At 39.0% G+C, this 15,758-nt stretch carries 9 protein-coding genes and 2 pseudogenes; 10 read left to right on the top strand and 1 reads right to left on the bottom strand.

Translation table 11 applies throughout. The features are described 5' to 3' along the window. Positions 1 to 71: 71 nt before the first annotated feature. From PN450_RS22330 to PN450_RS22285, 10 genes and pseudogenes are all read left to right on the top strand, one after another. Positions 72 to 2,660, top strand: a pseudogene (locus PN450_RS22330) (non-ribosomal peptide synthetase); the annotation flags it as partial. Further along, entirely contained in the window at positions 2,649 to 4,358 is a 1,710-nt protein-coding gene (locus tag PN450_RS22325) for a condensation domain-containing protein (RefSeq protein ID WP_334311506.1), read from the top strand. The pseudogene PN450_RS22330 and the gene PN450_RS22325, both read left to right, overlap by 12 nt. After that, a pseudogene (locus tag PN450_RS22320) lies at positions 4,345 to 7,806 on the top strand (condensation domain-containing protein); the annotation flags it as partial. The gene PN450_RS22325 and the pseudogene PN450_RS22320, both read left to right, overlap by 14 nt. A gap of 79 nt (positions 7,807 to 7,885) precedes the next feature. Further along, the gene (pabB, locus tag PN450_RS22315) at positions 7,886 to 10,075 is read left to right on the top strand and encodes an aminodeoxychorismate synthase (protein WP_271837591.1); all 2,190 of its coding nucleotides are present in this window, start codon (positions 7,886 to 7,888) and stop codon (positions 10,073 to 10,075) included. A 3-nt stretch (positions 10,076 to 10,078) separates the two neighbouring features. After that, positions 10,079 to 10,657: a hypothetical protein gene (locus PN450_RS22310; RefSeq protein ID WP_168360068.1), complete on the top strand. Its 579-nt coding sequence runs from the start codon at positions 10,079 to 10,081 to the stop codon at positions 10,655 to 10,657. Between the two features lie 55 nt (positions 10,658 to 10,712). Next, positions 10,713 to 10,916: a cupin domain-containing protein gene (locus PN450_RS22305; RefSeq protein WP_271837590.1), complete on the top strand. Its 204-nt coding sequence runs from the start codon at positions 10,713 to 10,715 to the stop codon at positions 10,914 to 10,916. Next, a complete protein-coding gene (locus PN450_RS22300; RefSeq protein WP_271837589.1) occupies positions 10,880 to 11,179 on the top strand; it encodes a cupin domain-containing protein in 300 nt (99 codons plus the stop codon). The genes PN450_RS22305 and PN450_RS22300 overlap by 37 nt, the downstream gene beginning before the upstream one ends. A 56-nt stretch (positions 11,180 to 11,235) precedes the next feature. Further along, positions 11,236 to 12,600: a GNAT family N-acetyltransferase gene (locus tag PN450_RS22295; RefSeq protein WP_271837588.1), complete on the top strand. Its 1,365-nt coding sequence runs from the start codon at positions 11,236 to 11,238 to the stop codon at positions 12,598 to 12,600. 34 nt (positions 12,601 to 12,634) lie between these two features. Then, a complete protein-coding gene (locus PN450_RS22290; protein WP_148760636.1) occupies positions 12,635 to 13,651 on the top strand; it encodes a methyltransferase in 1,017 nt (338 codons plus the stop codon). Positions 13,652 to 13,679: 28 nt separating this feature from the next. Beyond that, the gene (locus tag PN450_RS22285; protein WP_271837587.1) at positions 13,680 to 14,651 is read left to right on the top strand and encodes an arginase family protein; all 972 of its coding nucleotides are present in this window, start codon (positions 13,680 to 13,682) and stop codon (positions 14,649 to 14,651) included. A gap of 75 nt (positions 14,652 to 14,726) precedes the next feature. On the opposite strand, the gene PN450_RS22280 is transcribed toward PN450_RS22285, so the two are convergent. Then, positions 14,727 to 15,383, bottom strand: a complete 657-nt coding sequence (locus PN450_RS22280; RefSeq protein ID WP_271837586.1) for an MATE family efflux transporter — start codon at positions 15,381 to 15,383, stop codon at positions 14,727 to 14,729. Positions 15,384 to 15,758: the final 375 nt, after the last annotated feature.

The raw sequence follows: 15,758 nt of genomic DNA, 5'->3' as shown, positions 1-15,758 counted from the left end.
GGAATAACACTTTTCAAACATCCCCTAACGACTACAATTAAACTCACAGATAACAAAGTTATAAATTAGCAATGCAGAGCAATTCTTCTTTGGAAAGGCAGCCACAACTTACAGAGGAAGCAAAATCATTTCCCCTCTCCTACGGTCAACAAGCGATGTGGTTTCTTGACCAGATAGCACCCCAGAGCATCGCATACAATATCTATACAACAGTACGGATAAACTCAGATTTACACTTGGAGGCATGGCACAGAGCGTGGCTTCAGATTGTAGAACGTCATCCTATCCTACGAACTACTTATGCACAGTATGAAGATCAACCTATTCAAGTAATTCACCCATACCAAGAGATAGATATTAAAATAACAGATGCTTCTGCTTGGAATTTAGACTACTTGAAAAAACAAATTCTGACAGAAACCGAGCGTCCCTACAACTTGGAAACAGGTCCAGTATTGCGGGTACATCTATTTACAAGATCATCAGCAGAACATATCCAATTACTGGCCATGCACCACATTGCTGGAGATATGTGGTCTTTTGACATATTATTAAATGAACTGCAAATTCTGTATGCTACAGAAGTAAAAACATCGTCTCAAGCTGACTTACAAATTATTGAAAATTCAAATATTTATAATTCTCAAACAGATAATAGTCTCTCTCTTCCAAAGCTATCATACACAGATTATGTAAGTTGGCAGACCGAGATGTTATCAAGTTCTCAAGGTGAACAACTTTCAGCATACTGGCATAAACAATTAACAGGTGAGTTGCCAGTCTTAGACTTGCCTGTAGATAAACTTAGACCAAATGTGCAAACCTACTCTGGCAATACACACATCATCAAGTTAGATGAAGAATTGCTTTCCAGGCTGAGAAAGTTGTCAGAATTAGAAAAAACCAGCCTGTATAGAATTTTTCTGGCTGCATTTTTTATTCTATTTTACCGCTTATCAGGACAAGAAGACATCCTAGTAGGTTGTCCGGTTGCGGGTCGGTCAGGTAAAAAGGAATTTGAAAGTATTATTGGCTACTTTACAGACCCCATAGTATTACGTGCAAATCTAGGGGAAAATCCCACCTTCAGAGATTTTCTTGCTCAAATACGTCGCACAGTTTCTGAGGGTAAGAAACATGAAGATTATCCCTTTCCCCTATTAGTAAAACAGCTTATTCCTGAAAGAGATTCTAGTCGTTCTCCTCTGTTTCAAGTTTCTTTAACTTGGCAAGAGCATCGCTGGTATGATAATAGCCAAAAATCATCTTTAGTGATGTCGCCATTCTTAATAGAAGGACATCAACGAGGATCAGCATTTGATATAGATTTGGCGATTATTAAAACTGGTAGTGAGTTTAATTTTTGCTGGCAATACAACACTGATCTGTTTAATATTTCCACTGTAGAACGAATAGCAGGAAATTATCAAACCTTGCTAGAAAGTATTTTAATTAATCCACAGCAACCTATTTCCCAATTACCATTGTTAACAGAAATTGAGCAATATCAATTATTAGTTGATTGGAATAATACTAAAAAAGAATATCCATTAGATAAATGTATCCATCAATTATTTGAAGAACAGGTAATCAAAACACCTGACGCTATAGCGGTAGAGTTGGAAGGGAAAAAACTAACTTATCAGGAATTAAATCAACAGGCAAATCAACTGGCAAATTATCTGCAAAAACTGGGTGTAAATCCAGAGGTTTTAGTAGGAATTTGTGTAGAGCGATCGCTGTTAATGGTAGTAGGATTATTAGGGATTCTTAAAGCTGGTGGTGCTTATGTTCCTTTAGATCCAGCTTATCCAGCAGAACGTTTAGCCTATATGTTGGATGATTCTCAGGCAAAAGTGCTATTAACTCAACAGCAGTTAGTGAACTCAATACCGAATACTGGCTTAGAGGTGATCTGTTTAGATACCAATTGGGAATTAATCAGCACTCAAAGCGATAAAAACCCACAAACTCAAGTTAAAGCCAATAATTTAGCCTATGTAATTTATACCTCTGGCTCCACAGGAAAGCCGAAAGGAGTAATGATTGAACATCGGTCTTTAGCGAACTTTGCCCAAACGGTAAAAGACAAATATGAGATAAGCAATAGAGACAGAGTTCTGCAAGCTGCATCGATCAGTTTTGACGCAGCCGCAGAAGAAATCTATCCCTGTCTAGTCTCTGGTGCAACCTTAGTGCTACGGACTGCTGAAATGTTGGGTACTGTCTCCACATTTATCCAGAAGTGCTGGGAATGGGAATTAACAGTATTAATGATGGGAACAGCATACTGGCACCAGCTAACGGCAGAATTAGCAACAACCAATGAAACCCTACCACCATCAGTAAGGTTGTTAGCTAATGGTGGAGAACAATGGCTGCCAGAAAAATTGAACCTGTGGCAAAAGAGCATGGAATATAGATCGCGCGTTCAGAATTTAAAAGCGCCACCGATGTTAATGAACGGCTATTGACCAACAGAAGCAACAGTATTGTCAACAGTATACGACTTATCAAAGTTAGCAACAGAGGATACACAGCCAAAACAAGTAATTGGCAATGCTTTTGATAATGTGCAGACTTACATTCTTGATAGCTATTTACAACCAGTCCCTATCGGTGTACCAGGCGAGTTGCATATTGGTGGTATGGGTTTAGCTAGAGGCTATCTCCACCATCCAGATCTAACAGATGCAAAATTTATTGCTCATCCCTTTAAGCAATCAGAACGTATTTACAAAACAGGAGACTTAGCTCGCTATTTACCTAACGGTAACATTGAGTTTCTGGGAATTAAACCAGTTGGTAGGACAGAAAACCTCCCGCTCTCCTTTGCACAAGCGAGATTGTGGTTTTTAGACAAATTAGATCCCAATAGTGCGTTTTATAACATCCCTATCCTTTGGCGGTTTAGCGGGAAACTTAATGTAACTGCGCTACAATCGAGCCTAAACGAAATCATCCGTCGACATGAAGCGTTACGGACAAACTTTGTCACACAAGAAAATCAACCCATTCAGGTTATTGCTGAAACTCTTTTTTTGCCACTAGAAATCGTAGATTTGCTGTATCTGCCAACAGAGGAACGAGAAGTGGAAATGCAGCGATTAGTTCAAAATGAGGCAGTGCGATCTTATGATCTAGAAAGAGAACCTTTAATACGTGCCACTCTCTTACAGCTTACCTCAACAGAGTACGTTTTTATCCTCACAGCACACCACATTATTTTTGATGGTTGGTCAACGGGGGTATTTGTCCAAGAATTAGCAACACTCTACACTGCATTCTGTAATGACAAAACCCCTCAAAAAGTTGTTGAACTGCCTGAATTACCCATACAGTATGCAGACTTTGCCGTTTGGCAGCGACAGTGGTGGGAACAAGGGAGAATTACAGAGCAGTTATCCTATTGGCAGCAACAACTTCAAGGCGCTCCCACCTTATTAGAACTTCCTACCGATAGACCCAGACCTGCTATTCAAACAAACCGGGGAAAACATCAACAATTTACACTTCCTCCGTCGCTAGGTGAGGCTATGAACCTACTTAGCAAGAGTGCAGGAGTTACCCCGTTCATGACGTTTTTTGCGGCTTTTGTTACCTTGCTTTATCGTTATACAGGGGAAAAGGACATTGTAATTGGTACACCCATTGCTGGTCGTAATCGTCCGGAAATAGAAGGGATAATTGGTCTTTTTGTGAATACTTTAGTGCTGCGAACTGATTTGTCAGACAACCCCAGTTTTGAGCAGTTACTAATGAGGGTGCGGGAAGTATCTCTGCAAGCATACAGTCATCAAGACCTGCCCTTTGAGAAATTGGTTGATGCTTTGCAAACTGAGCGTTCTTTGAGTCACTTACCTCTGTTTCAGGTGATGTTTGATCTCCAGAATGTTCCCATATCAAGTTTAGATTTGCCAGGGTTAAGTATAAGTTCATTTCCTGTGGAAACGGGAATAGCGAAGTTCGATTTAGCTCTCTCAATTGAGAATACATCTTCTGGATTGATAGCCGAATGGGAATATAATAGCGACTTGTTTGATGATTCAACAATTGCTCGCATGGCAGGAAATTTCCACACTTTAGTAACAGGAATTGTCGCCAATCCACAGCAACCTATTTCCCAATTACCATTGTTAACAGAAATTGAGCAATATCAATTATTAGTTGATTGGAATAATACTAAAAAAGATTATCCATTAGATAAATGTATCCATCAATTATTTGAAGAACAGGTAATAAAAACACCTGACGCTGTAGCAGTAGAGATTGAAGGGGAAAAACTAACTTATCAGGAATTAAATCAACGGGGAAATCAACTAGCAAATTATCTGCAAAAACTGGGTGGGTTTAGCTAGAGGTTATCTCCACCGTCCAGATTTAACAGATGCAAAATTTATTCCTCATCCTTTTAATCCATTAGAACGTATTTACAAAACAGGGGATTTAGCTCGTTATTTACCCGACGGGAATATTGAGTTTTTGGGTCGCATTGATAATCAGGTGAAAATACGCGGTTTTCGCATTGAACTGGGGGAAATTGAAACTTTACTGATTACACACCCCCAAATATCAGAAGCGGTAGTGATTGATTCTGATGATATTCCAGGTTCTAAACGCTTAGTTGCATACATAGTAGGGACGTTGAATGAAACGTCTTTACCCCAGTCGCAATTGCGTTCTTTCCTGAAACAGAAGTTACCAGATTACATGATACCTTCTGCTTTTGTGGTTTTGGATGCTCTGCCTCTTACCCCTAATGGTAAGGTAGATCGGCGTGGTTTACCTAAACCTGATACAACAAGCCATAAAATAGAAACGGATCTAGCAGCACCGCGCACGGAGTCTGAAGAAATACTAGCAAAAATATGGTGTGAAGTTCTGCATCTTAAACAAGTTGGTATCCATGACAATTTCTTTGAGTTGGGTGGAGATTCTATTCTCAGTATTCAGATTATTTTTAAAGCTAAACAAGCTGGATTACAATTAACGGCTAAACAGATATTTCAAAACCAGACGATTGCTGAATTGGCGGCAGTAACTAACATCACTCAGACGGTGAAAGCAGAACAAGGTTTGGTAACAGGATTATTACCGCTGACACCTATTCAACACTGGTTCAAAGAGCAAAATTTCCCCGAACCTCACCACTTTAATCAGTCATTGCTGCTGGAATTATCTGGGGTAGTTGACTGGACTTTATTCCCGGAAGTGCTGCGACAATTATTATTACATCATGATACTCTGCGCTTACGTTGTCCGTCCAATGGGGAACAGATTAATATTACCCCTGATGATACTATTCCTTTTTCTTATGTAGATTTATCGGACATACCAGATGCAGAACAAAAAGCAGCTATCGAAGCCACTGCTAGTTCCCTACAAACTAGCTTAAATCTTGCTTCTGGTCCAATCATGCAAGTAGCGTTTTTTTGTCTAGGTACTAACAAATCCAGCCGATTATTAATAATTATTCATCACCTAGCAGTAGACGGCGTTTCTTGGCGAATTTTGTTAGAAGACTTAGAAACAGCTTACCAACAGATTAGTCGCGGTGAAAAGATTCAGTTTCGTCCTAAAACGACCTCTTTTAAATATTGGGCTGAGAAACTGAATTCTTACGCACAGTCTGATAGTGCAAAGCAAAAACTAACTTATTGGCAAGGTATTCCATCTACACAAATAACTCGTATACCAGTCGATCATGCCTTGGGTGCTAATACTGTAGCATTCAATCAGATCATATCAGTTTCACTCTCACCAGAGGAAACCCGCGCTTTATTGCAGGAAGTTCCTAAAGCTTATAAAACCCAGATTAATGATATCTTGCTAACTGCTTTATTGCAGACTTTAGGTAGTTGGATTGGTAGTAATTCTGTGTTACTTGATCTTGAAGGTCATGGACGAGAAGATATTTTTGAAGATGTAGACTTATCGAGGACAGTCGGTTGGTTTACGACCATCTTTCCCGTACTTTTAGAGTTAAAAGCAACAGATAATCTGGGAGATGCTATTAAGTCGATCAAAGAACAACTGCGTGCTGTTCCCAACCGAGGTATTGGCTACGGTTTGCTGCGTTATTTGAGTGGTGATAAAGATATTATCTCTCAACTTTCAACAATGCCAAAAGCTGAAGTTAGTTTCAATTATTTGGGACAATTCGATTGGGGAAAACAAGAAAATTCTTTTTTTAAACTAGCTTCTGAATCAGTGGGAGAGGAACATAGCCAGCAAGAGAATTGCAGTCATTTACTAGATATTAATGGACTCGTAGTAGATGGTCAGTTAAAAGTAGATTGGACTTACAGCGAAAATTTTCACCACCGAGACACTATTGAAAATCTCGCTGAAGATTTTGCAGCAAATTTGCGTTTTCTAATTACTCATTGTTTATCTATTGATGTATCTGCAAACCAGGAAATTTACGGCTTTTCTCAACTAATAAATAATTATCAGCATCAGGAAAATAATGTTCCTGTCCCCCTACATTTATTAGAACTGACTCAAGATATCTCTGAGTTATTACCTGATGATACACAATTCGCATATCCTCTTGCCAAAATGCAGGAGTTTATGTTGCATCATTACGCGAATGATCATCAAAAAATGGGGGTTTATCATGGACAGGAATTATTAGATATATATGATGAAAATCTTTCTATAAATGTCTTCAAGAAAGCTCTACAAATTCTAGTAGAAAAACATCCAACTCTGAGAACGGTGTTTATTTTTCAGAACGGAAAACCATTATGTCAAGTGGTTAGAAACAATCTGAAATTTTCCATCAATGAAAAAGATATTAGTCACATCAAATCAGAGGAACAGGAAAATTACATTAATGCAATCATAAAGCAAGATAGGCAAAATTTATTCAACGTTGAGAATTGCAATGAAGCACTTTTTAGATTATGGCTTTTTCGCAAAGCTGAAAATAGATTTGAGTTCTTTATGTCAATGCACCATGCAATTACAGATGGGTGGAGTGGTATTGAATTTGTAAATCAACTAAGGGAATTATATTCTGCTCTCAAGCAAGGAGAAGAAATACCCGTGATTCCTGCAAATAATGTGCATCAGGAATTTGTCGCTTTAGAGAAAGAAATCATTAGCTCAACAGAAGCATCAAATTTCTGGAAACTTCACTTACAAAATTATGAATATCAAGCATTACAGCCATTAAAAACTTCAGGAGATCAAGTAAAATCTGTAGAAGAAAACTTTGATGTAGAAATAATTATTGATTTACGTGAATACTGTCGGAAATTGAAAGTTTCACCAAAAGCAATTTTCTTGAGTACATACCTGGATCTCATTAGTATTGTCATGAAAGAAAATCAGGTTTCTGTAGGAGTTGTTTCTAATGGTAGGATAGAAAGATTATCTGATCCCTTCGGAGCTTTAGGTTTATTCTGGAATATTGTGCCATTTTCTCAAACAATTACAGAAGATAAAGGAGTACAAATTAAAAATGTCCAGCAAACCCTAATTGATATTGAACCTTGTGTGAGATATCCACTGCTGCAAATTCTGTCAGATCAAAAAACAACGGAATTATTTTTGGCTACGTTTAATTTTGTAAATTTCCATAATACCAAAACTGTGGACAAGCATACTAGCTTAAAGGTACAGAGAAAAATGATTTATGACAAGTTTAACTTTCCTTTAAATTATGCTATTTCCATGGAATCATTATCAGGAAATGTCAGCATTCATGTAGAATACGATCAGACATATTTTAGTTACAAAGATATTCAATTAATGCTGCAAAATTATGTTGAAATCTTAAAAGATAGAGTTTATGGATAAAAATTGCTGGAAACCTATCAAACTTTTGTATGTAGTTAGGCTTTAGCCCTTTCGACGAGTTAATTAGGAAGATTTAAACATGAAAACCCTGATTATTGATAACTACGACTCTTATACTTTTAACCTTTACCAATTGATTGCAGAAGTTAATGGAGAGTATCCCACTGTAATTTATAATGATCAAGTTATATGGGATGAACTGAAACAATGGGAATTTGATAACATCGTGATTTCACCAGGTCCTGGTCGTCCAGAAAAATCAAAAGATTTTGGGATCTGTCGTCAAATGATTAAAAATGCCCAAGTACCACTTCTAGGCGTTTGCTTGGGACATCAGGGACTAGGATTTAGCTATGGAGGAAAAGTTATTCACGCACCTGAAGTTCGGCATGGTCGGCTCAGTGAGGTTTATCATACTGCTACTGATTTGTTTGCGGGAATACCTTCTCCTTTTTCTGTGGTGCGCTACCATTCTTTGCTGGTTGCAGATGACCTACCGGACTGTTTAGAAAAAATAGCGTGGACAGAGGACAACCTGATCATGGGAATGCGCCATCGCTCTTTACCAATGTGGGGTGTACAGTTTCATCCAGAGTCAATTTGTACTGAGTATGGACATACTTTGTTTGAGAATTTTAAAGAAATTACCCAAAAATTTGCCCAGGAACGAGATAAAAGTCCGAAAAAACATTATTGGACAGAAAATAACGGGAATGGAACTTTACCCACAAATTCTACTAAGAAAAAACAGCAACAGGAATTTGAACTTTGTACGCGCAAATTGAATTTGTTTACAGTGAGCGAAGCCGAACTGTGTCCCGATACAGAACAGATGTTTGTACATTTGTTTAGTAAATCAGCCAGTGCATTTTGGTTAGATAGCAGTCGGGTTGAACCTGGTCTTTCTCGCTTTTCTTTCATGGGAGATAACAGTGGTGAAAACAGTCTCCTAATTCATTATCGGACGCAAGGGCAAGAACTGACAATTACACAGTCCGATACTGTCAGTTTCAAAACAGAGGGGATTTTTGATTATCTCCAGCGGGAAATTCAACGACGACATTGCTCATCTGAGCATTTACCTTTTGATTTTAACTGCGGGTTTGTGGGTTATTTTGGCTATGAATTAAAGGCAGAATCTGGAGGAAAATTCAATCACACATCTGCCTTACCTGATGCCATGTTTATGTTAGCAGATCGAATGATTGCAATTGATCACCAAGAGCAAACTATCTATCTGCTTTGTCTAATTCAGAAAGGACAAACAGCCTCCGCCGAAGATTGGTTTGAAGCGATCAAAAACCAAATTGACAATCTTCCTCCTCTGTCGCCTATTGTTCCTCAAAACAAAAAAACACCTGTTGTTTTTAGATTAAGCAGGTCTGAAAAGACTTATCTTGATGATATTGAAAAATGCTTACAAGAAATTCACGAAGGAGAAACTTATCAAGTTTGTTTAACAAACCAGATTTACACAGATACAACACCTGATCAGCTAGAGTTCTATCGTTCATTACGCCGCATCAATCCTGCTCCTTATGCTGCATTTTTGCGCTTTGGTGATGTGGGAATTGCCTGTTCATCTCCAGAACGATTTCTGCAAATTGATCGCCAAGGTTGGGCAGAAACAAAACCTATCAAGGGAACATTACCACGAGGAAAAACACCTGAAGAAGATTTTATCCTCTGTGAACAATTGCGGAACAGTGAAAAAGATCGAGCGGAAAATCTGATGATTGTGGATTTACTTAGAAATGATTTGGGACGGGTTTGTGCAGTGGGAACGGTTCATGTACCCAAATTAATGGCTGTGGAAACCTACGCTACAGTACATCAATTGGTGACAACAATTCGTGGTCAATTACGCGCTAATATGAGTGCTGTAGACTGCATTCGTAACGCCTTTCCTGGGGGTTCTATGACGGGCGCACCTAAGATTAGAACCCTGGAAATTATTGATAAATTAGAGCAAGAAGCGCGGGGAGTTTACTCTGGGTCTATTGGCTTTTTAGGATTAAATGGTTCAGCCGATTTGAATATTGTTATTCGTACTGCTGTGATCACGGCCGAACAAACTTCCATTGGTGTTGGTGGTGGTATTGTAGCACTTTCTGATCCCCAGATGGAGTTTGAAGAAATCATGCTGAAAGCTAAAGCATTGATTCAGGCAATGATGATTACAAATTGTGGAGTTGTTGATCCCGATCAATACTCTATCCAGGGAATAAAAATAACAACTTCTGATGGCTATGAAAAAGTAGGTGTATAAGCAATGAATAAACAACTGATTTTTGCAACTCTTGGACCTGTTGGAACTTGCCATGAACTAGCGACTCAATCTTATATTGAGTTTCAAGAAGTGGCTAATGCCAAAATAGAACTGTTCAATGATCTGTTAGACGCACTGGAGTTACTACATGATGGTAAAGTTGACTTCATTATCCAAAACTCTGCTCATCCTAAAGTTTATGAATTAACAGAAAAATACTTTCGGGAAGTATTCGTGATTGATAGCTTCTTATGTCCAACCCGTGCTATGGGACTCCTAACTCGTCGTGATGTAGAAAATCCCTGCAGTCTGGGATTAATGCCTGCTACACGGGCTTATGTCAATACAGAACGCTACTCAACTTTTATCCATGAAACGGCGAAACCTGTGGTGGGTCAGAACTTGCTGGCGGGTAAGTATGATAGCGGTATTGCAGCTTTACAATTTGCTGAAGAAAATCCTGATGTATTAGTAGTTGATGAAGTTATTGGCTCTGTGCAAACAGCTTGGCTCGTATATGGTCGTCAACAAAATAGACAGCAGGGAGTTATTGGGATCAAAAATCCTCAACTTTTCCAATGAGAACTTTCTGGTGTCTGATTCTCTTCCCATTTATATCAATTTACATAATTAGAAAATGTCAACATTTTTCCCAGTTCCTCAAACTATCAAGCCGCGCCCAGATTTAGAGTTGACACTTTTTCGTTGTCAAGAAATAGTTATTCAACTAGCTAATATCTCACCAGGAGCAATTTTTGAACCTCATCAACATCCAGAAAGCCAAATGGGTATGCTTCGGGTTCAGTGGAAATCAATGTTAATGAAAAAAAAGCAATTTTAGAGCCATTTCAGCAGGTCTATATCGCAGGTTCTAATGTTCCTCATGGTTCTACAATTCTTTCTCAAGAAACCGTGCTAGGAGTGGAAATAAAGTACCTAATAGGATCATCTCAAATAGATAAAAATATTGATGAACCTATTCTCAAACTACGGTCTACCATAGATAAAGCTACAGGTTTTTCTGGTAATTTCGGCATTTGTTCATGGTTTAAAATAGCCGTTTTAGAAATTCCCGCACACGAAAAATTACCCACTTATGCATAGAATTTTGCTCTTGGACTTACCTTGATGGACGCATCGTACCTACTGAATTAGCACGTTTGCCAGTAGATAATCATGCCCTCAATTTTGGAACTGCTGCCTTTGAAGCATTTCGACTTTATCCCACTGTCAATGGCTCAAAGATATTAGGATTAGATTTACATCTCAACCGATTACGATTGTCAATGTTATCTTTGGGATTGTCCCCTGTGGAACCCGAAGCAATTATCAAAGCATTGTGGCAAGCCGTAAGTGCGAACAATTTACAACAGGGATATATCCGTCTGCTAGTATATCCAAACGGCAATTGTTTGGGGTTAGATCCTTCCCCATTCCCTTCGGCTGCATTGGTTATGGCTTGGCGTTCTGACAGTTCAGGATTTTTACCACCATTGACTTTAGGCATTAGTCATATCCGTCGTCCCGAAGCCGGTTCTACCCTCGCTAGAGGTAAAATTAGTGGCTTCTATGCTGTGGAAGCTGCGGCTGATCGCAATGCTAAAAAAATGGGATTTGACGGTAATCTGATGTTAAATCCAGATGGAACTATCTGCGAAATGACAGGAGCAAATATTTTCATCGTCAAAAACTCTGTTTTATATACTCCTATTCTTCCTCAAAGTATTGATGGAGTCACAAGGCGTTTAGTGATTGAGTTTGCAAATAGATTGAATATCCCTGTCAGAGAAGTACCTCTGCCTTTGGGCGATTTAATGGTGGCAGATGAAGTATTTGTGAGCGGAACTTATCATGAGATCCGTCCTGTTTCTGCGGTAGATAGACAGATTCTCGGTAGCCAATTTCCTGGACCTGTTACCCAACTGCTGCAAGAGCGTTTCCAGGAAATGCTGAATAACCCAGAAGATGAAATGGCATCTCGTTGGCTATCAGGAACGGTTTTACAAAAGTCCACACCCAAGGCTATTTCTCAACAAGCATACCAGATTCGTTCTGCTGAATTGGCTGACGTTCCTGCTGTCCTTGCAGGTATTGGTTCTCTGTTAGCAGAATTAAAAGGTATTCCAGAATTTCAACTTCCTGCTGAAGCCACAGCAATTTGTCAGCGTGTAATTGAAGGGAAATATCCTGGTGCTATTTTCATTGCTAATCCAGAAGGAGACAATGATTCTATCCTTGGTTTGATTACTTTAACTGTGCAAGAAGCGATTCATGTAGCAGGTCAATTTGTACTGATTCAGGAACTATGGGTTCATCCAGATCATCGCAGTCAAAATATCGGTGAAAATCTGATTCAAGCTGTGGAAACCTATGCTCATGAACAGGGAATTTCTCGTTTAGAAGTATGTTTGCCAACCCATGAATTCCCCAGATTTTCTAATACCCACCATTTTTATCAAAAGAGTGGCTTTGAAGATTTCGGTCCTAGAATGCGGAAACTCCTTGGATCTAGCATAACAATATAACCCGTGAAAGTCAATTAAAGTAATAAGGAGCGACATGATGACTACAGATATACGTCCTGATGATTTTTTCAAGTTAACTTGTGCATCTTGGATTAGTCAGGCTTTGGGGATTGCTGCGAAGTTGAGCATTGCTGACTTGTTGGCAGAAGGAGCAAAAAGTGTTGAAGAGTTGGCACAAGCTACTGAAAGTCATGCTCCCTCCCTCTATCGCATCCTTCGATGTCTTAGTACCGTAGGGGTTTTCCATGAGGTTGAACCACGTCATTTTGCTCTTACTCCGCTAGCTGAATATCTTCAAAGTGATAATCCTTACTCTTTAAAATATTTGGCTATAACTAATATTGACGAGTGGCGTTGGCGTGTTTTTGGAGATATGTACCATACTGTCAAAACAGGTGAGCCAGCTATCAAATCAGTTTATTCGGTTAACAATTACTGGCAGTATTTAGAAAAAAATACTGAACCTAATTTGATTTTTAGTCAATCAATGTTTGGTATTGCTCAAAACTGTCAAATCCAACTTCTTAAATCTTATGATTTTTCTAAAGTTGGCAAAGTCGTAGATATAGCAGGCGGTCAAGGTCTAATTATTTCTGCCATTCTCAAGCATAATCCCCACTTACAAGGACTCCTTTTTGATATGCCTGAGACAGTTTTTGATGCCGTTAAGTTTCTGAAAGCGGAGGGAGTAGATGAACGATGTGAAGTAGTCGGTGGAGATATGTTTAAGTCCATTCCTAGTGGGGGTGATATTTATCTTATGTCATATATCATGATTGATTGGGATGATGATAGTATAGTCAAATTTTTGGAAAACATTAACTATGCTATGCCTAAAAATGGCAAACTGCTTGTTATCGATCCAGTAATTCCCGTTGACAATCAGTACCATTGGAGTAAATGGGAAGATTTATATCCGATGTGTATGGGACATGGACTAGTGCGTACCCAGGCAGAATTTAAGGCTATTTTCCGAAAATCAGGTTTTGAATTAGTGAATATTTTCTCTCCAGAAAAGCCCCTGAGCCTGATGGAACTGGTACGTGTTTGATAAATTTTGAAATGCGGGAGGTGATTGTATGAGTAATTTGTCGCTGGAGGTGATCTTACAAAGAGAAATGCAAGGAGCATCACCTATCATTGTGACTTCTGAGGGAAACAAGGCTGGACAAGAAGTTGAAGAACGTAGCCAGAGGATTATTCAAGGTCTACAGCGTCTTCCTGAATGCAATTTTTCCACGGCTGAGGTTAGCGATCGCTATCTTGATAACATTCTCCAACAAATTCATGAACAGTCCTATCTTGATTTTTTAGCTCATTGGAATGGAGCATTGGTAGGAGAAGAGTTACTGTTTGATTATCCGTTTGTTGACCAAGGAATTGCCGCAGATACTCCTCTATTTGCGGGAGTCTACGACTTGTCTCGTGAAGGGGCTAGAACTGCGATCGCCGCCGCACAGAAAATTGTCAATGGTGCTTCTTTGTCCTATGCTTTGTGTAGACCTCCCGGACACCATGCTGGGCCTGGTTGGTTAGGAGGATATTGCTTTTTAAATAATGCAGTTGCGGCTGTAGTTACACTTCTGGAATCGGGAATAAGTCCAGTAGGATTGATTGATATTGACTTTCATTTTGGCAATGGTTCTGCTGCTTTATTAGCATCACGACCAGATGTTTGGTTCGGTTCTATTCACAGTTCCACAATCCTTAGTTATCCTTACAAAGAAGTTCAACCAGCTAATGATAGTCAAACTTTCATTCCTTTTTCCCATTCACCTAGTTCAGAAGAATTTTTAACTGAAGTTAAGCAGCTAGTTCAAAAGTCCAAAATTGAATTTGGTTGTGCAGCTATGGTTGTTTCTGTTGGCTATGACATTATTATCAATGATCCTCATGGCGGTTGGCATCTACCACCTGCTATTTTCGAGGAAATTGGTCAGATTCTCACCCAAGCATCTATACCACTTTGTTTAGTCCAAGAGGGCGGCTATCTGTTAAATGCCTTAGACGAATGTGCCTATAAATTTGGATTAGGATTATTGGGCAGGTAATAAACAAGTGCGATTTGTATTCCCCTCAATAATTGGGGGGACTATGAAGAGCAGATTGTTCAAGAATAATAGTTGCTATATGCGCCCGTTTTCAACATCTTCCCCTACTCCCAACTTTTCCACCATTATTTGTTCACGAGTTTCTCCAAAAGCTAAAGTCAACAGGGGATTTGCTTCTAAAGCCGGGAGAGTAGCACTAATATTATCAAGATCATTTCTAAATGTACTGGGCAACTTTACCACAAACATCATCGTTCTTATTGCATAGAACAAAGATAGACTCAACCACAAGATATGGTTACTGGAGAACTTAACGGCAGCAAAATTCACAGGTGCAAATCCGATAAAAAGAGCGACTAAGCTAACATTACGGAGGGTATGTCCTTGTGCTAAACCTAAGAAGTATCCTTCCAGTGTAAAATCTATAGAACTAAGTACCAAGGCCAGTACCAACCAGGGAACAAAAGTATCTATCTTAGAGATGATTTCGGTGTGGTTAGTGAATAATCTAAAAACACTATCGGGAAATAATATACATATTCCACCGAAAAATATTCCTACAATCAGAGCAGTTAAGACAGAAAAACTAACTAGAGGTGCTAACTGGTGTGAATCTCCTTTTCCTTTAAAGTTTCCGACCAAACTTTCTGTACCGAATCCGATTCCTTCAATAAAATATGTATTAAAGCTGATTATCTGCCACAACAAAGAATTCTGTGCGTAAACTAGCATTCCCATCTGTACTCCTTGATAACTAAATGTTAAGGAGATAAACGCTCTTGAGTGTCGGGTTCATTTTTTAAGTAAGTAGTAGTCTGTCAAAGATATTTTAACGGGTAATGGTTCTATTCCTCCTCTGCTCCCTCTACTTGTCTTCATCCTCTATACTCAAAACGGCTGGAAGCTGGACTTTTTTATCATACAAAGAACAAGTTCAAAGCCTCTCCCCGTTGCGGGGAGAGGTTTACCAGAGGGGTTTCATATTTGGTTAAACTATGAACCGTTTTCAGTATATCTCCCCTTAGAGGGTGTTTGAAAAGTTATGGTTAATGTATCAAATATTTTTTACCCCACCCTAACCCTCCCCTTGTAAAGGGGAGGGAACTG

The sequence above is a fragment of the Dolichospermum lemmermannii CS-548 genome (assembly GCF_028330815.1).
GTDB classification, from domain to species: domain Bacteria; phylum Cyanobacteriota; class Cyanobacteriia; order Cyanobacteriales; family Nostocaceae; genus Dolichospermum; species Dolichospermum lemmermannii.
The sequence above is the reverse complement of the archived record's forward strand: the minus strand, read 5'-3'. Positions and strand labels throughout refer to the sequence as shown.